The organism is Streptomyces sp. AA4 (genome assembly GCF_000158875.1).
Lineage (GTDB): Bacteria > Actinomycetota > Actinomycetes > Mycobacteriales > Pseudonocardiaceae > Amycolatopsis.
Window position 1 is genome coordinate 7,824,425 of the sequence record NZ_GG657746.1, and the last position, 16,544, is coordinate 7,840,968.

A 16,544-nucleotide genomic window follows, 5' to 3' on the forward strand; every position below is an offset into this window, starting at 1 on the left:
CAGCGAGGGCGGGACACGTGGGGCGTCACAGGCCGGACAGGAACGCCTCCACCGCACCGCGGTAGGTCTCCGGCGCCTCGGCGTGCGGCAAATGCGCCGAACCGGGCACGACCAGGTGTTTCGCGCCGGGCACGCGCGCCGCGACCTCGGCTTGCTGACCGGCGGGCATCGCGGTGTGCTCGCCCTCGACCAGCAGCAGCGGACAGCGGATGCCGTCCACAATGGACCAGTAGTCCCGGCGCCCCCATTCGGCGGCGATCTCGTACAGGTGCTCCAGGTCGGCGATCAGGTGGTAGCCGTCCTCGCGTTCCTCGACGCATTCGGTGAAGTAGTCGCCCGCGGCGCCGAAGAACTCGCGCACGTGGGCCAGCGATTCGAACGGCACCGGCCAGCTCTCGAAGTAGCCGCGCCAGGTCTCGACGGTGCGTCCGCGCTGGTCCGGCGCGAAATCCTCGCTGACCACCGCGCGTACCAGCTCCGGGTATTTCGCCGCGGTGGCCCACGCGTGCAGTCCGCCCATCGAATGCCCGATCAGCACGGAGGGACCGAGCTCGGCCAGCACGTCCGCGATGTCCTCGGCGAACTGCTCGGTCGTCCACGGTCCGCTGTGCGGCGCGCGGCCGTGCCCGCGGGCGTCGAGGGCGCGCACCCGGCCGTACCGCTTGAGCCATTGCGCGACCGGCCACCACGTGCGAGCGCGGCCCATCAGCCCGTGCAGCAGGAGGATCGACACGCCGGGGCGTTCGTCGCCGCCGAAGTCGATCAGGCCTGGTCGCATTAGTCCTCCTGGGTTTCTGGCGCTACTTCATCACAAACCTGCCCCTAGGGTGAAGGAATGCGCAGCCGCCGAACCGCCGTCCTCGCCCTCGCCGGCGTGCTTGCGCTGTCCGCGTGCAGCCCCGCCGAGCCCGCTGCTCCGCCGCCGCCCCCGATGCATCCGGCGCCGGGCGCGAGCAGCGCGGGCGACCCGTACTTCCCGGAGGACGGCAACGGCGGATACGACGCGCTCGACTACCACGTCGACGTCAGCTACGACCCGCCGAGCGGCCGCCTCGACGGCGACACCACGGTCTCCGCGAAAGCCACCCAGGACCTCAGCCGCTTCGACCTCGACCTGCGCGGGCTCGACGTCTCCGGAGTGGAGATCGACGGGAAACTGGCGAAGTACAGCCGGGAGAAGAACAAACTGGTCGTGACTCCGGCCGAACCGCTGCGCTCGGGTTCGACGTTCCGGACGCGCGTGCGCTATTCGGGCGTACCGGCGAACACCCCGCACGACGGCGGGTCGGAGAACGGCTGGGCCCGCTCCGAGGACGGCGGCGCGTACCTGGTCGGCGAACCGCACGCGGCGTCGTTCTGGTACCCGGTCAACGAAACCCCGCGCGACAAGGCGACCTTCACGCTGACCGCGCACGTGCCCGCCGGATGGACGGTGCTGTCCAACGGCCGGGAGCAGGGCACGAGCGGCAAAGACGGCAAAACCACCACGACGTGGACCGATCCGAACCCGGTGGCCAGTTACCTGACCACGATCGCGATCGACAGGTTCACCGTGCAGCGGTCCACGCTCCCGGACGGCACGCCGGTCGTTTCCGGCTACGCGCCGGGTGCCGAAGCCCGCGAGGCCACCGGCGACCGGCTGCCCGAGGTGCTCTCGTTTTTGGAGAGCAAGTTCGGCAAATATCCGCAGAGCGCGGCGGGCGGGATCTACCTCGACGAGAACATCCATTTCTCCCTGGAAACGCAAACCCGTCCCACTTATGCGAAATGGGCGGAAATCCTGACTCTGGTGCACGAGAACGCGCACCAGTGGTTCGGCGATTCGGTGTCGCTCAACTCGTGGGCGGACATCTGCCTGAACGAATGCTTCGCGTCGTACGCGCAGTGGATGTGGGGCGAGCGCGAGGGCCAGAACCTGGACGACCGCTACCGCGCGGCCGTCGAAATCACCAGGGGCAGCACGGATTTCTGGGGCCAGAAGCTCGTCGACATGGGGCCGGAGCACCTGTTCGAGGGCGCGTACGACAAGGGCATCCTCGCCGTGCACGCGCTGCGCCGGGAAATGGGCGAGCCGGGGTTCGAGAAGGTGCTGCACGAGTGGGTGAGCCAGCATCGCAACGGCAACGCGACGTGGGCGGACTTCGAGAAGCTCGTGTCGAAGGTCGCCGGACGCGATTTGAGCGGCTTCCTCAACGACTGGTTCCACAGCTCGAAGCTGCCGTCGGACGCCGACCTCTACCCGGGCACGCTGCGGCCGTGACTGCCGAGCAACGACCTGGTCAGGCTGCTGCGCGAGTCGTTCATTTCGGCTAGGGCCGCGCTCAGTTCGGGGTCGCCGACCCGCACTGGTTCGTCGGGCCGAAGCGCCAGCGCGCGCAGCGACGCCCGGCGGAGCAGTTCCTTCATGAACGACGCGGTGACGCCTTCCGTCGCCTCGACCACCGGGGTCAGGTCGGCTGTCAGCTCCAGGTCACGCGAGTACAGCCGCAGCAACGCTTCCCGGCCCGCCGCGTCCGGCAACGGCACCTCGACCGCCAAGTCGACCCGGCCGGGCCGGTCTGCCAGCGCTTTCTCCAGACTGCTCGCCCGGTTGGTGGTCAGCAGGAAGGTGACATCCGCGTCGCCGCCGACGCCGTCCATCGCGTCGAGCAGGCTGAACAACAGCGGCGTGGGACCGTGCGCGAGGGCGCGGTCCTCGGCGATCAGGTCGACGTCCTCCAGCACCACGACGCTCGGCTGCAACCGGCGCGCCAGCGAAGCGGCTTGCGAGATGAACCGCATGGCGACGCCGGTGAGGATCACGACTGTGCAGTTCGGGAGCTGACCCATCAGGTATCGCACGGTGTGCGTTTTCCCGGTTCCGGGCGGGCCGTGCAGCAGCAGGCCGCGCTTCAAATGCTGACCGGTCGCGCGCCGTGCCTACCCGACGCAATCCAAACGCGGGATCGCCGACTTGAAGGCGATCGCGCCCGCGACGGCGGAGCCGGCGCCATCAAACACAGCGATCACTTCGAGGCGGCAGTTCGCTTGGCCGTATTGCGGGGCCGAGCCGCGCACGCCGACCAGCACCGGGGAACCGTCCGGCGCGGTCGTGCCGACCAACCCGAGCTGGACGACGTCCGCCGCCTCGTCCGGGCCGATCGCGACCGTCGCGTAGTCCACCGCGCCCAGCTCGTAGTGGCCGTGCTGTTTGGCTGTGACCAGCATGCCGACCAGGTCCTCGTGCCCGCCGGACCAGCCCCGCGCCCACCTGACGTAACCCAAACGCGGGATCGCGTCGGCGTCTGACGGAGATGCGTGCACGGCCCCCCGGGCCGGGTGCGCAGCTCCGTCAGACGCCGACTTGAAGGCGATCCCGCACGCGCCGACGAAGTCGGTGCAATCAAACACAGTGGCACGAACCGCGAAACAGGGCCAGCCGTTAGTACGCTGGACCCATGGCAGTGGTCAAGATCAACGCAATCGAGGTCCCCGAAGGCGCCGGCCCGGAGTTGGAGAAGCGATTCGCCGCGCGGCTGCACTCCGTCGACAACCAGGAGGGGTTCCTCGGCTTCGAGTTGCTCCGCCCGGTCGCGGGCGAGACGCGCTACTTCGTGTACACGAAGTGGGAAACCGAGGAGCACTACCAGGCCTGGGCGAAGGGCCCGGCGCGCGAGGCGCACGCCGGCGAGCGCCAGAAGCCGGTGGCGAGCGGCGCGAATCTGCTGGAGTTCGAGGTCGTCCAGGCATCGAAGCCGGGTGAGTGACGAACTCGCCCGCGCCGCCGAGCTGATCCGCGGCGCCGGCGCGCTGCTCGTGTGCGCCGGCGCCGGGATGGGCGTCGACTCCGGCCTGCCCGATTTCCGTGGCGGGGAAGGGTTTTGGCGGGCGTATCCGCCGTACGCCGGGCTCGGGCTGCGGTTCGAGGAGCTGGCCGACCCTCAGCATTTCGCCTCGGATCCGGAGCTGGCCTGGGGGTTCTACGGGCATCGGCTCGACCTGTACCGGAAAACGGTCCCGCACCGGGGGTTCAGCCTGCTGCTCGAATGGGGGCTTGCCACCCCGGGCGGTGTGCGCGTTTTCACGTCCAATGTGGACGGACAGTTCCAGGCGGCGGGATTTCCGCACGTCGCCGAGGCGCACGGGTCGATCCATCATCTGCAGTGCCTGGCGGGATGCTCGCGGGAGATCTGGCCGGCGGAGGGCATCGCGGTCGACCTGGACGAGGCGACGATGCGCGCCCGGCCGCCGCTGCCGTCGTGTCCGCGGTGCGGCAGCCTGGCCCGGCCCAACATCCTGATGTTCGGGGATTTCGACTGGGTGCCGGATCGCAGTCAGGAACAGCTGGACGAGCTGACGGCCTGGCGACGTGCGCATCGCGACCTGGTGGTGGTCGAACTCGGTGCCGGGCAAGCGGTTCCGACGGTACGGCGGTACTCCGAACTCGCCAGCGCGGCGACGGGTGCGCTGATCCGGATCAACCCGCGCGAACCGCAAATCCGGCATGGGCGCGGGATTTCGATCGCCGCCGGCGCGCTGGAGACGCTGGTCAAGCTCGCTTGAGTGCCAGCAACGGGAACGGACGGCCGTCCGAATCGGTCTCCTGCCTGCCCGCCACCACGAACCCGTGGTGCAGATAGAAACCGACTGCCTGCGGGTTCTGCTCGTTCACGTCCAGGGTGAGCTTCGGGAACCGGTCCAGCGCCGCACGCAGCAACGCCGATCCGACTCCGCGACCGCGGAAATCGTCGTGCACGAACAGCATTTCCAGCTTTCCGTCGGCGATCCCCGAGAAACCCGCGGCGATTCCGTCGACCTCCGCCACGGTCAGGTCCACTTCCGGGAAGTAGTGCGGGACGCGCGTGGCGTAGTACTCGACGTCCGCCGGGGTCAGGAAATGGTGCGTCGCCTCGACGGCGCTGCGCCAGACCTCCAGCAGCCGCGGGTATTCGGCTTCCCCGCTGCTGGGCCGCAGGGTCGTCACGGCAGTTGCACCTCCGCGTAAACCGCCCGGTGATCGCTTCCGGGCACGTCGAACGCCCGGTAATCCCGGATCGCGACCCGGCGGTCCACCAGCACGTGGTCCAGCGGCACGAGCGGAACGGCCGACGTCGACCAGGTCGGGACCAGGCCGGCGCCGCGAGCCTCCGCCGCGTCGACGTATCCGCGGGACAGCACCGTCCGCAGCGCGGCGTGGTCGAGGGTCGCGTTGAAATCGCCGGCCACCACACGCAGGCCGTGCTCGCCGATCGCGCGCGACAGGTCCCGCATCTCCTGTTCCCACTGGTAGTACCCGGAGTCCGGCGAACGCGGATGCGCCGCCACGAGCTCCAACGTCGTGCCGCCGCCGAGATCCGCGGCCGCGCCGGGCTGTTTCTGGGCCGAATCGCCGGTGTAGTCCTCTTCGGTCAACGGATACCGCGACACGATGCCGGAACCGTCCACCCCGGACGCCGGATGCAGCACGCGGTACGGCAGCGTCTGGAACAGCCCGGCCTTCTCCAGCCCGGACATCGCCGCCGGCGTCATCTCCAGCAGGTTCAGCACGTCGATCCGCTGCTCCCGGACCAGCCGCACGAGCGCCGCCGGGTCGGCCTGGCCCAGGTACAGGTTGGCCGCCAGGACGCGCACCGTCTTCCCCTGCGCCGCGGGCTGGTCGTCGGACATCACGCGCGGCGCGACGTACACCGCCAGCAGCGCGGACATCGCGAGCGCGACACCGCCGACCCACCAGCGCCGCAGCACCAGCGCGAGTGCGGCGAGCAGGACGCCGTAGATGACGACGTACGGCGTCAGCGCCAGCAACGCGGTCAGGTACCAGCCGCTGCCGTCCCAGCCGATCGTGCGCAGCACCGTCACCGTCAGCAGCGGCAGTCCGACCAGCACGAGCAGGCCCGTGACCAGCCGGGTTCGCGTCCGCGCCTCCATCACCATGATCGAAGAGTATGCCGGGCAGCCGCTGACAGGTCCGTGTCAGCGCCGTGTGCGCGGCTTGCCAGCGGCACCGTCCACAGTGTGCTGGAGCGACACAGGAGGAGGCATCATGTCGCACGCGATCCAGGCCGAGGGCCTGGTCAAGCATTTCGGGGAGACGAAGGCGCTGGACGGGGTGGACCTGGAGGTTCCGTTCGGGAAGGTGGTCGGGGTGCTCGGGCCGAACGGCGCGGGCAAGACGACCGCGGTCCGCATCCTGGCGACCCTGCTGAGACCCGACGCGGGCCGGGCCACGGTCGGGGGGTACGACGTGGTCCGCGACCCGGTCCGGGTGCGCGGGCTGATCGGGCTCACCGGGCAGTACGCGTCGGTGGACGAGGACCTGAGCGGCACCGAGAACCTGGTGCTGATCGGCAAGCTGCTGAACCTGTCCCGGGCCGACGCCCGGGCGCGGGCGGCGGAATTGCTGGAGCGGTTCGAGTTGACCGACGCGGCCAAGCGGCCGATCCGCACGTACTCCGGCGGCATGCGGCGCAGGCTCGACCTGGCGGCGAGCCTCGTCGGCCGCCCCGCCGTGCTGTACCTGGACGAGCCGACCACCGGACTCGACCCGCACGCGCGCAACGAGGTGTGGGCCGTCGTCCGCAGCCTCGTCGCCGACGGCGCGACGGTGCTGCTCACCACGCAGTACCTGGAGGAGGCCGACCAGCTGGCCGACCGGATCACCGTGTTCGACCACGGCCACGTGGTCGCCGACGGCCGGGCCGACGAGCTGAAGCGCCGGGTCGGCGGGCAGACGCTGCAGGTGCGGCCGACGTCGCTGAGCGACCTCGACGAGGTCGACCGCATCCTGGCCGAACTCACCGGCGTCCGCCCGGTCCGCGACAACGCCACCGGACTGCTGACCGCGCCGGTGTCCGACCCGGTGCTGCTGTCCACGCTGGTGCGCCGCCTCGACACGGCAGGCATCACCTCCGACGAACTGGCGCTGCGGCTGCCCAGCCTCGACGAGGTGTTCCTGGCGCTGACCGGGCACGCGGCCGAGGAGAAGACGCCGGAGCGCGAACTCGAAGGGAGCCGGTCATGACCGCCGCCACCGCCGTGGCCCCGCCCCGGCACATCAGTCCCGTCCAGGGCGCGAAGCACGCGTTTTCGCTGGCCTGGCGCGGAATCCTGAAGATCCGCAAGAATCCGGAACAGCTGGCCGACGTCACGCTGATGCCGATCATCTTCCTGCTGATGTTCACCTACCTGTTCGGCAACGCGCTGGGCGGTTCGATCGAGAACTACCTGCAGTCGTTCGTGCCGGGCCTGATCGTGATGAACGTGCTGCAGGCGTCGCTGACGGTCGGCACGCAGCTCAACACCGACATCACCAAGGGCGTCTTCGACCGCTTCCGCGCCATGCCGATCGCCCGTTCGGCCCCGCTGATCGGCGCGGTGCTGGCCGACCTCGTGCGGTACGTGGTGTGCCTCGCAGTACTGCTGACCGTGGCGACCGTGATGGGTTTCCGGGTGCAGACCGGTCCCGGGGAGTTCGTCCTCGCGATCCTGCTGGCGGTCGCGTTCGGCCTGTGCTTCTGCTGGGGTTCGGTGTTCGTGGGGATGCTGATGAAGTCCCCGGGCGCGGCGCAGGGCCTGATGTTCGTCTTCATCATGCCGCTGACGTTCGGCAGCAACGTGTTCCTCCCGACCGCCACGATGCCGGGCTGGCTCAAGGCCTGGGCCGACATCAGCCCGGTGAGCCTGCTGTCCGACGTGATGCGCGGCCTCCTGAACGGCGGCGCCTACGGCGGTTCCCTGCTGGGCGCACTGGCGTGGATGGCCGGTGCGGTCGTGGTGTTCTTCCCGCTCGCGACGTGGGCCTACCGCAAGCGGGTCTGAGGGCGTCCTTCACGGGGGTGTGGACGCTGCGGGGAGTGTCTGTGTCCGGGTTCCACAGCCGGGCACAGACACTCCCTTTCTCATCTGGGCTTACGGCTTCCGGCCCCGTTCGAGCCAGGCACGCATGAGGTCGGCGGCCAGCCAATGTCCTCGGCTGTCCGCTTCCTCGACGGCCGAAACGCCCTCGTGGCGACGGCTCGGGTCGGCACCGCGCGCGAGGAGAAAGGCGGTGACGTCGACGTGCAATGGCTCGCCGCTTTGGATGTGGCCGTCGACTTCGGCGTCGATGGCGTGCCGCAGCAGAGTCCAGCCGTCGCCGATGTCGTCCTCGACGTCGTGACCGGCGTCGAGGAGCGCCCGCAAGCGTGGCAGGTCTTCAAGTTCGACTGCTTGGTGAGCTGCTGACCACACGCCTGGGCTCCTTCGCGCTATGCGGGACGCCGCAGGTTATCGCCAGCTGTCAGCGCGGCTGACGACCTGTCGCGAGATGGCCGGTCAGCCGCTCCCAGTTGCCGGACCCGATCGCGGCCTTCTCTTCCTCGCTGAACGGCACCTGCTCCAGAAACGACCGCGCGACCCCGCCGCTCGTGTCCAGGTAAGGGAATCCGCCCGGCCGCGTGCCGAAGGTGTAGGGATAGTCGGTCGAGTACAGCATCCGCCCGGTCCCGACCACCTCCGCCGTCCAGCGCAGGTACCGTTCGCTGACCGTGCCGCTGCCCGCGATCCAGAAGTTCTGCCGGAAGTAGTCGGCCAGCGGTTGCCGCAGTCCGGCCATCCCGCCCAAGACGCCGACGTGGTCCAGGTAGAACAGGACCACCTCGCCCCAGTGTCCGGCGATCACCTGCAGTTCGGGATGCCGGTCGAAGACGCCGGAGAAGATCATCCGCAGGTATTGCACGCCGAGGTCGTAGTACCAGCCGAGTCCGGCGGTCGCCAGAGCCGCGCCGACGCCGTTGGGCAGGCCCGAGTAGTACACGTCCTGTACCGCCCGCACCGGCGCTTGGGGGTGGAAATGCAGCGGGGCGCGCAGTCTTGCGGCGGTGGCGTAGAGGTCGTCGAATTCCGGTGCGTCGGCCAGTTTCTCGCCGGTGCGCCCGTACAGCATCGCGCCGCGGAAGCCCAGGCCCACCGCGCGTTCCAGTTCCTCGGCCGCGGCTTCGGGCGAGGACGTCGGGAGGGTGGCGAAGGCTTGATACCGCGTGGGATTCGCGGCGACGATCTCGGCGAGTGCGTCGTTGGCTTCGCGCGCGACTGGCACGGCGTCGGCAGCCGGCAGGTTCTGCACACCGGGAGTGGTGAGAGACAGCACCGCGACGTCGATGCCCTGCTCGTCCATGTCGGCGAGGCGTTCGTCGCCGACGTCGAGAAGCTTTCGAGTGACCGGGTGGCCCTCGGGATAACCGTGCGGCTGAAGCCCCGCCTTCGCCCACGCGTCGCGCAGGACAGGCAGGATCACGTGTTCTTCCAGGGCGACGATACGCATGACAGCTCCTCGACGTTTCCAGTGATACCCACGAGAGCGTATCACTGAAAACATCAGTGGAAGCAAGATTCAGTTATCACCGATAACACAGGACCGCTCCGCCCGGACCGCCCCGATCGCCTCGGCCCGGTCCAGCCGCGAGGTCTCGGCCACGAGCGCCTCGTACCGTTCCGCGCCCAGGTCCCGGGTCAGGTTGGCGATCAGCTCCCGGACCTCCGGGCTCCCCAGGTCGAACCGCCCACGCACCACCGCGCTCAGCGCCAGCATCCGCGCGGACTCCTCCAGCCGCCCCTGCTGGTACCGGATCCGCGCCAGCAACTCGACCATGCCAGCGAGGTCCGGCATGTCGAAGCGCCCGGCCGTCTGCTCGATCACCTCGAACACCGCCGGCTCCGCCTCGTCCGGGCGGCCTTCCGCGAGCAGCAGCCCGGCCTCGATCGCGGCGAGCCATTCCGCTTCGAAACCCTCCGGCGTCGGCCAGTCCGCCCGTGCCGACTTCATTTCCCGGAACACCTCGCGCGCCTGCGCGATGTTGCGCTCGCGGATCAGCAGCTCGGCGCGGCCGAGCAACAGGATCAGGCGCAATCCGTTGTTGCCGCCGGAAGACGCGTAGCGTTCCGCGGCCTCCATGTCCCGCCAGGCGCCCTCCTGGTCGCCGGCGCGCGACCGTTCCACCGCCAGCCGCCACCACTGCTGCACGATGTCGTCCCTGGACCGCAGCTCCATCACGAGCCGCAAACCCTCGGTGTACCCGGCGATCGCCGCCTCGTGGTCGCCGGATTGCGACAGCGCCGCGGCCCGGAAACCGTGCGTCATGCCGAGGCCCCAGCGGTCGCCGACCTCGGCGAAACCCTGGTGCGCGAGTTCTCGCGCCCGCTCCGCGCCCTCGAGGTCGCCCATGTCGCCGAGGACGAAGCTCTCCGCCCAGTGTCCGGCGGCGCGGCTCCACAGGTCGTCCCGTTCGACCGCACGGCGGATCTCGCGCTTCGCCAGCTCGCGTTCGCCGTTGAGGTAAGCCACTATCGGCAATCCCACCCACAGCCACGGATTCCGTTCCGCCGCACCGGTCCGTACGCATTCGTCGACCAGTTCGGGAACGTCCGCCTCGACCTGCGGACCGGACATGGCCAGCATCAGCACCTGGCTCAACCGCAGGCTCGCCGCGAGGTCGGGCGGCAGCTGCGCGCCCAGTTCGAGCACCTCGTCGACGAACTGCGCGGCCCGCTCGTTCTGGCCGACGATGTTGAGATACCAGAACAACCCGAACAGCAGCCGGGCCGCCGATTCCGCGGCTCCCGACTCGATCGCCGCCCGCAGCGCGGAGGTGAAGTTGTCGCTGTCGTGCTCGTAGACGTCGATCGCCCGCAGCTGATCCCGTCCGCGCAGCAAGGGCTCGTTGCGGTGCGCCAGTTCCGCGTAATAGGCGACCATCGCCACCCGCATCCGCTCCTGCTCACCGGATTCGGCGAGCCGCTCGGACGCGTACGCACGCAGGGTTTCCAGCAGGCGGTAGCGCAGGCCCACCACGTCCACAATGGACTTCTCGACCAGCGAACCCAGCACGTACACGATGTCTTCCGCGGGCAGTTCGTCGTCCGCGCAGACGTTTTCCACCGCCTCCTCGGAAAAACTCGCCGCGAACACCGCGAGCCTGCGCGCGAGCCGGACCTCCGCGTCGCTCAGCAGATCCCAGCTCCACTCCACCACCGCGCGCAGCGTGCGCTGCCGCGGCAACGCCGTCCGGCTGCCGGAGGTGAGCAACCGGAACCGGTCGTCCAGGCGTTCGGCGATCTGCTGTGCGGTCATCGACCGCAACCGCGCGGCGGCCAGTTCGAGCGCGAGCGGCATTCCGTCGAGCCGGCGGCAGATCTGCCGCACCGAGTCCACTGTGGACTCGTCGAGCCGGAATCCCGGGCGCACCGCCATCGCGCGGTCGAGGAACAGCCGGACGGAATCGAGCGTGCCGACGTCCGAGGGCGGCGCGGTCTCGTCCGGCACCGGCAGCGGACCGAGCGGGCACAGCGTTTCCCCGGTGATCGCCAACGGCTCCCGGCTCGTGGCCAGCACGCGCAACGCGGGCAGCCGGCGCAGCAGGTTTTCGGCCAGCTCGGCGGCGGTGTCCACGACGTGTTCGCAGTTGTCCAGCACCAGCAACGCTTCCGCGCCGCAAAGCGCCTCCACCGCGTGCTCGAACGGATCGACCTGCCGACGCCGCGCCTCGGTCTCCGTCGTCCGGAGGTCGCGCACCTCCAGCGCGTTGAGCAAGGCCGACAACACGTCCTCGGCGTCCCGCACCCCCGCCAGCGGCACAAACCACACGAGGCCGCGCGAGTGTGCCGGATGCCGCGAAGCCGCTTCCGTCGCGAGCCGGGTCTTGCCCGCCCCGCCCGGGCCGACGAGCGTGACCAGCCGGGCTCCTTCGAGCAGTTCGGCCAGCAGCTTCAGCTCGTCGGTCCGGCCGATGAAGCTGGTCAGCCGCTGCGGCAACCGGTCAGCCACCGCGGCGACCGGCGTGTACTCGCCGCGCAACGCACGCAAATGCACTTCCTGCAGCTCCGCCGACGGGTCGACGCCCAGCTCGTCGGCCAGCGTCGCCCGGATCGCGGAGTACGCGGCGAGTGCGTCAGCCTGCCTTCCCGCGGCGGAAAGCGCCCGAATTCGCAAGCCAGCCAACCGTTCCCGCAGCGGATGCGCCTGCGCCGCGGCGGTAAGGTCCGCGAGCACGTCCGCGTGCCGGCCCAGCCGCAGCTCGGCTTCGAACCAGTCCTCGGCGGTCTCCGTGCGCCGCTCCTCCAGCAGCGTCGCCGGCGCGGCCGCGAACGGCGCGTCCAGCACGTCCGCGAGCGCCGGCCCGCGCCACAACGCGAGCGCGGCAGCGAGCGATTCGGCGGCGGTACCGTCCCGGCCAGCGGCAAGTTCCCGGCGCCCCTCGGCGGACAACCGCTCGAACCGGTGGAGATCCACCGCCTCCGGGGGCACCGCGAGCCGGTACCCGCCGTTGCCCGACTCCAGCTCGGCCCCCGCGGGCCGCAGCACCCGACGCAGCCGCGAGACCAGCGATTGGAGCGCGTTCGCCGCGTCCGCCGGGGGTTCCGCGCCCCACAGCCCGTCGATCAGCGCCTCGGCGGGAACCGCGCGGCCGGCGTCGAGCGCGAGCCGGGAAAGGAGCATGCGAAGGCGGGCTCCGCCGATGTCGATCGGCGTGCCGTCCTTCCCCTCCGCTCGCAGCGGGCCCAGCAGCGCTACGCGCATGAGGTCCAGCTTTCCAGACATCGCCCGGCTCGTGTCGGAGCCCGACGGAAGTGTGGACTTTCGGGACAATCTGCCGCCAAGCGGTTACCGCCCGGCTTCCCGGCGCTACGTTGCGGAGGATTCACCCGCAGACACAGGAGCGCCCATGAGAGCACTGCACCGCTGGCGTCGCCCGGCAGTGACCGTCGCAGCCACCCTCACCGCATTGACGCTCGGCACCGGGATCGCGTCCGCCGGACAGGGCGGCTGGGACAAGCCGACCCCCGGCTCGGACGGCGCCGGGGACAGCTACTACCCGCAAGACGGCAACGGCGGGTACGAGGTTTCCGACTACGACCTCCGGGTCAACTACGCTCCCGACACCCACCAGCTCGCCGGTCTCCAGACGGTCCACGCGAAGGCGACCCAGTCGCTCAGCTCGTTCGACCTCGACCTGCGCGGCCTCACCGTCGACGCGGTCCGGGTCAACGGCGCGCCCGCGAAGTTCACCCGCACCGGCGACCACGAACTCGTGATCACGCCGAAGATGCCGCTGTGGAAGGGCCTGCCGTTCACCGCCGAGGTCGCCTACCACGGCGTTCCGGTGGCGATCGACGACCCGAACCTCGGCAAGAACGGCTGGCAGTTCACGAAGTCCGGCGGCGCGTTCGCGGCGGGCGAGCCGAAGTCGGCCACCACCTGGTACCCGGTCAACGACACCCCGCGCAACAAGGCGAGGTTCCGGCTGTCGATCACCGTGCCCAGCGAATGGGGCGTGATCGCCAACGGCCGCGAGGTCGCCAAGTACCGGACGCGGGCGGGCACCACGCACGTCTGGGCCGAGGAGACGCCGACCGCGCCGTACATGACCACGGTCGCGATCGACAAGTGGACCTTCAACAAGCGCCAGCGCGCGGACGGCACCCCGATCGTCAGCGCGTACGCGCCGGGCACCACCGACGCCACGAAGCAGGCCGACGCGCAACTGCCCGAGGTCCTCGACTTCCTCGAATCGAAGTTCGGCAAGTACCCGGTGGACGCCGCGGGCGGCATCTACCTGACCGAGCCGATCGGCTTCTCGCTCGAGACGATGAGCCGGCCGATCTACTCCGGCCGCGCGGGCAACATCGGCACGATCGTGCACGAGAACGCGCACCAGTGGTGGGGCGACACGGTCGCGGTCGACCACTGGAAGGACGTCTGCCTCAACGAATGCTTCGCGTCCTACGCGACCTGGCTGTGGGCGCAGAAGAACGGCACGGACCTCGACGCCAAGTACCTGAACACGGTCGCGTCGGCCAGCGACGCGTTCTGGGACGGCAAGCTGTACGACATGGGTCCCGGCCACGAGTTCACCTACGTGTACTCCAAGGGCCCGGTCATGCTGCACGCGCTCAGCAAGTACCTGGGGCAGGACGCGTTCGACCAGGTGCTGAAGACCTGGAACTCCGTGCACCACGACGGAAACGCGAGCATGCAGGACTTCCAGAAGTACTGTGAGAAGGTGTCCGGCATGGACCTGCAGGGCTTCTTCGACGCGTGGATCTACGGCAACGGCAAGCCGTCCGACGAGTACCTCTACCCGGGCGACTTGAAGCCGGCCGCCAAGTGACAATTCTGCTGACCGGGTTCGCGCCGTTCGACGGAGCGGCGACGAATCCTTCTTGGCAGGCAGCCTCGCTGGCAGCGGCGCGGCGGACGGACACGGTGGCGGTCGAGCTGCCGTGCGAGTTCGCCGCGGCGCTGCCGGCGCTGCGCGCGGCGATCTTGGCGCACCGGCCGGAAGTGGTCGTCTGCGCCGGGCTGGCGGGCGGACGCGAGCACGTCACGCCGGAGCGGGTGGCGATCAACCTGATCGACGCCCGGATCCCGGACAACGCGGGCGCGCAGCCGATCGACGTGCCGGTGGTCGAGGGCGGGCCGTCCGCGTACTTCACCACGCTGCCGGTGAAAGCCGCGGTGGCGGCGATCGAGTCGGCGGGGCTGCCCGCGGCCGTGTCGTACACCGCGGGGACGTACGTGTGCAACCAGGTCTTCTACGGCCTGATGCACCTGATCGCGACGGAGTTTCCCGGGCTGCGCGGCGGTTTCGTGCACGTGCCGGAGGAAGCCCGGCTGCCGGTGGACTCGACCGCGCGAGCGCTCGAGATCGTGGCGGACACCGCGCTGACCGTGCCCGAGGATGTGGCGACCTCGGCCGGCACGCTGAACTGAGTTATTCGCCGGGCTGGACGGTCTGCTCGAAGAACTGCACCAGGTCCTGCGGCCGGCGGCTCGTGTGCGAAGGGCTGGTGTCCATCACCGTGCCGACCACGGGAATGCCGTCGGCCTGGTAGATCAGCAGCCCCAGCTTCGGCCCGATCCCGGCGACGTACCGGCCGCTCAGCCCGGTGCGGGTGCGCCAGGTGTCGGTTTCGACGCGGCCGGTCATGTCCTTGCGCGCGCTCGGCTCGACCTGGGCGAGCGTGAGCCCTTCGTGGAACGCAACGGTGGTCTTGTCCGGGAACCGGCACAGTGCGGTGCGCACCGCGCCGAGGGCCTTCGCCAATTCTGGGTCGTCAGAGCAGGTTGCGCGGGTTTGGATGCTCGGACCGGACAGGCGGCGCATGCACTTCGTGAGGCCGTTTTCGCCGGGGAGCGCTGGCTTCGAATCGGCGCAGGTGGTGGTGTTGTTCGGCGGAGTGACCGGTTGATTCGCCGCGGCTTTGTCGTCGCCGCGGGTGGCGAGGACGGCGGTCACGATTCCGGCGACGACGAGCACGGTCAGAGCGATCGCGCCGATGACGATGGGCTTGCGGGACTTCTTCTTCTGCGGCTGCTGCCATCCGGGCGGCGGCATCGGTGCCGGTGGCCGCTGAACCAGAACGGGCTGTTGCTGGACCGGCGGCCAGGACGCCGGCGCCTGCGGTGCGGGCACCGGTGCTGCTGGCCGCTCGTCCACGTGATGCAACCCGAACGCGACCGCCGTCTCCGGCTGGTCCTCGGTAGTCGGCACCACGCCCAGCTTCGACCCGACGAGCGAGGCCAGCAACGGCATCCGGCTGGGCCCGCCGACCAGATACACGCCGCCGAGCCGATCCGGCGTCAGCCCGGCCCGCGCGATCGTCGCCGCGAGCATTTCCGTGCTGCGCAACAAATTCGGCCGGACCAGCGCTTCCAATTCGGCCCGGGTGACGAGCACGTCGCCGAACGGATCCGGCATCGGCACTTCAGTGTGCGCGTGCCGGGAAAGACTTTCCTTGGCATCGCGGACGTCTTGGAGCAATACCCGCTGCATCCGCCGGTCGCTGGTCGTCTGCGGACGCAGAAGCCGTTGCCACTGCGCCGGATCCGCGTGCGACACGGACCGTCCGATGTGGACTAGCAGAGCTTGGTCGATGTCGAGGCTGCCGAGATCCGGCAACCCGTCCTCCGCCAGCACCGCGGTGCCCGCGCCGACGACCGCGCAGTCGAACGTGCCCGCCCCGAGGTCGTACACCGCGATCGGCCCGCTGGGCGCGCCCTGCTCGCGCAGAGTCGCGTAATGCGCCGCCGCCGCGACCGGCTCCGGCACCAACCGCACCTGCCCGAACCCGGCCTTGCCCGCCGCCGCCCGAAGCGTCTGCTGCCGCTGCGCGCCCCATCCCGCCGGATGCGACAGCCGCACCTCGCCCGGAACCCCGGACAGCTGCCGTTCGGCTTCCTCGCCCATCCGCCGCAAGACCGCGGCGAAGGCGTCGACCACCGGCACGACCCGATCCCCGAGCAGCAGTTCGCCGTCGTCGATCCGCCGCTTGGGATACGGCTCGAACCGGCTGGGATCCAGCCGGGCCCGCCGCTCCGCGTCCTGCCCGACGACGAGCCGCCCGTCCTCCTCGGCATACACCGCGGAGGACATGGTGACCGACCCGTCGACCTCAATAGCCCGCGGGCCGCGCCCGAAGGCCGCCAAGACGCCGACCGTGCTGGAAGTACCGAAGTCGATCGACAGAACGTCCACGCAGTTCCCCTCCCCAAAAACCCCACCGCATCGTCTCACGAGCGTCAGCGCTCG

The 16,544-nt window shown here is 70.0% G+C and carries 16 protein-coding genes; 7 read left to right on the forward strand and 9 right to left on the reverse strand.

The features are described 5' to 3' along the window. Positions 1–25 precede the first annotated feature (25 nt). On the reverse strand, positions 26–778 hold the full coding sequence (locus SSMG_RS35695; RefSeq protein WP_009084236.1) for an alpha/beta fold hydrolase: 753 nt from the start codon (positions 776–778) through the stop codon (positions 26–28). 57 nt (positions 779–835) lie between these two features. On the opposite strand from SSMG_RS35695, the gene SSMG_RS35700 reads away from it, so the two are divergent. Next, the gene (locus tag SSMG_RS35700; protein ID WP_009084237.1) at positions 836–2,260 is read left to right on the forward strand and encodes a M1 family metallopeptidase; all 1,425 of its coding nucleotides are present in this window, start codon (positions 836–838) and stop codon (positions 2,258–2,260) included. Here the strand turns inward: SSMG_RS35700 and SSMG_RS35705 are convergent. Together SSMG_RS35705 and SSMG_RS46480 are read right to left on the reverse strand one after the other, a co-directional pair. After that, entirely contained in the window at positions 2,236–2,895 is a 660-nt protein-coding gene (locus tag SSMG_RS35705) for an ATP-binding protein (RefSeq protein ID WP_009084238.1), read from the reverse strand. The genes SSMG_RS35700 and SSMG_RS35705 overlap by 25 nt on opposite strands. A gap of 24 nt (positions 2,896–2,919) precedes the next feature. Further along, positions 2,920–3,207, reverse strand: coding sequence for a hypothetical protein (locus tag SSMG_RS46480; protein WP_286156998.1), 288 nt, complete (start codon positions 3,205–3,207; stop codon positions 2,920–2,922). A 230-nt stretch (positions 3,208–3,437) separates the two neighbouring features. On the opposite strand from SSMG_RS46480, the gene SSMG_RS35715 reads away from it, so the two are divergent. Both SSMG_RS35715 and SSMG_RS35720 read left to right on the forward strand, forming a co-directional pair. Then, positions 3,438–3,746, forward strand: a complete 309-nt coding sequence (locus tag SSMG_RS35715) for an antibiotic biosynthesis monooxygenase (RefSeq protein ID WP_009084240.1) — start codon at positions 3,438–3,440, stop codon at positions 3,744–3,746. Further along, positions 3,739–4,542: a Sir2 family NAD-dependent protein deacetylase gene (locus SSMG_RS35720; RefSeq protein ID WP_009084242.1), complete on the forward strand. Its 804-nt coding sequence runs from the start codon at positions 3,739–3,741 to the stop codon at positions 4,540–4,542. Before SSMG_RS35715 ends, SSMG_RS35720 begins: the two co-directional genes overlap by 8 nt. Here the strand turns inward: SSMG_RS35720 and SSMG_RS46485 are convergent. Together SSMG_RS46485 and SSMG_RS46490 are read right to left on the reverse strand one after the other, a co-directional pair. Next, positions 4,529–4,963 carry an acetyltransferase gene (locus tag SSMG_RS46485; RefSeq protein ID WP_009084244.1) on the reverse strand — a complete coding sequence of 145 codons (435 nt, stop codon included), beginning with the start codon at positions 4,961–4,963 and terminating at the stop codon, positions 4,529–4,531. The genes SSMG_RS35720 and SSMG_RS46485 overlap by 14 nt on opposite strands. Beyond that, a complete protein-coding gene (locus SSMG_RS46490; protein ID WP_009084246.1) occupies positions 4,960–5,913 on the reverse strand; it encodes an endonuclease/exonuclease/phosphatase family protein in 954 nt (317 codons plus the stop codon). Before SSMG_RS46490 ends, SSMG_RS46485 begins: the two co-directional genes overlap by 4 nt. A gap of 109 nt (positions 5,914–6,022) precedes the next feature. Here SSMG_RS46490 and SSMG_RS35735 point away from each other — a divergent pair, with 109 nt between their 5' ends. Continuing rightward, positions 6,023–7,000 (forward strand): daunorubicin resistance protein DrrA family ABC transporter ATP-binding protein, encoded by a 978-nt coding sequence (locus SSMG_RS35735; RefSeq protein WP_037715941.1) that lies wholly within the window; start codon positions 6,023–6,025, stop codon positions 6,998–7,000. Beyond that, positions 6,997–7,797, forward strand: coding sequence for an ABC transporter permease (locus SSMG_RS35740; protein ID WP_009084250.1), 801 nt, complete (start codon positions 6,997–6,999; stop codon positions 7,795–7,797). Before SSMG_RS35735 ends, SSMG_RS35740 begins: the two co-directional genes overlap by 4 nt. A gap of 90 nt (positions 7,798–7,887) precedes the next feature. On the opposite strand, the gene SSMG_RS35745 is transcribed toward SSMG_RS35740, so the two are convergent. The 3 genes from SSMG_RS35745 to SSMG_RS35755 form a co-directional block, all read right to left on the reverse strand. Beyond that, positions 7,888–8,208: an ankyrin repeat domain-containing protein gene (locus SSMG_RS35745; protein WP_009084251.1), complete on the reverse strand. Its 321-nt coding sequence runs from the start codon at positions 8,206–8,208 to the stop codon at positions 7,888–7,890. A gap of 49 nt (positions 8,209–8,257) precedes the next feature. After that, positions 8,258–9,280, reverse strand: a complete 1,023-nt coding sequence (locus SSMG_RS35750; protein ID WP_037715943.1) for an amidohydrolase family protein — start codon at positions 9,278–9,280, stop codon at positions 8,258–8,260. 69 nt (positions 9,281–9,349) lie between these two features. Then, on the reverse strand, positions 9,350–12,553 hold the full coding sequence (locus SSMG_RS35755; protein ID WP_009084254.1) for a BTAD domain-containing putative transcriptional regulator: 3,204 nt from the start codon (positions 12,551–12,553) through the stop codon (positions 9,350–9,352). Positions 12,554–12,677: 124 nt separating this feature from the next. Here SSMG_RS35755 and SSMG_RS35760 point away from each other — a divergent pair, with 124 nt between their 5' ends. Together SSMG_RS35760 and pcp are read left to right on the forward strand one after the other, a co-directional pair. Continuing rightward, complete coding sequence (locus tag SSMG_RS35760; protein WP_009084255.1) at positions 12,678–14,123, forward strand: M1 family metallopeptidase; 1,446 nt, start codon at positions 12,678–12,680, stop codon at positions 14,121–14,123. Next, entirely contained in the window at positions 14,120–14,725 is a 606-nt protein-coding gene (gene pcp, locus SSMG_RS35765) for a pyroglutamyl-peptidase I (protein ID WP_037715945.1), read from the forward strand. The genes SSMG_RS35760 and pcp overlap by 4 nt, the downstream gene beginning before the upstream one ends. A gap of 1 nt (position 14,726) precedes the next feature. Here the strand turns inward: pcp and SSMG_RS35770 are convergent, their stop codons facing one another. Then, entirely contained in the window at positions 14,727–16,490 is a 1,764-nt protein-coding gene (locus tag SSMG_RS35770) for an Hsp70 family protein (protein ID WP_037715947.1), read from the reverse strand. Positions 16,491–16,544: the final 54 nt, after the last annotated feature.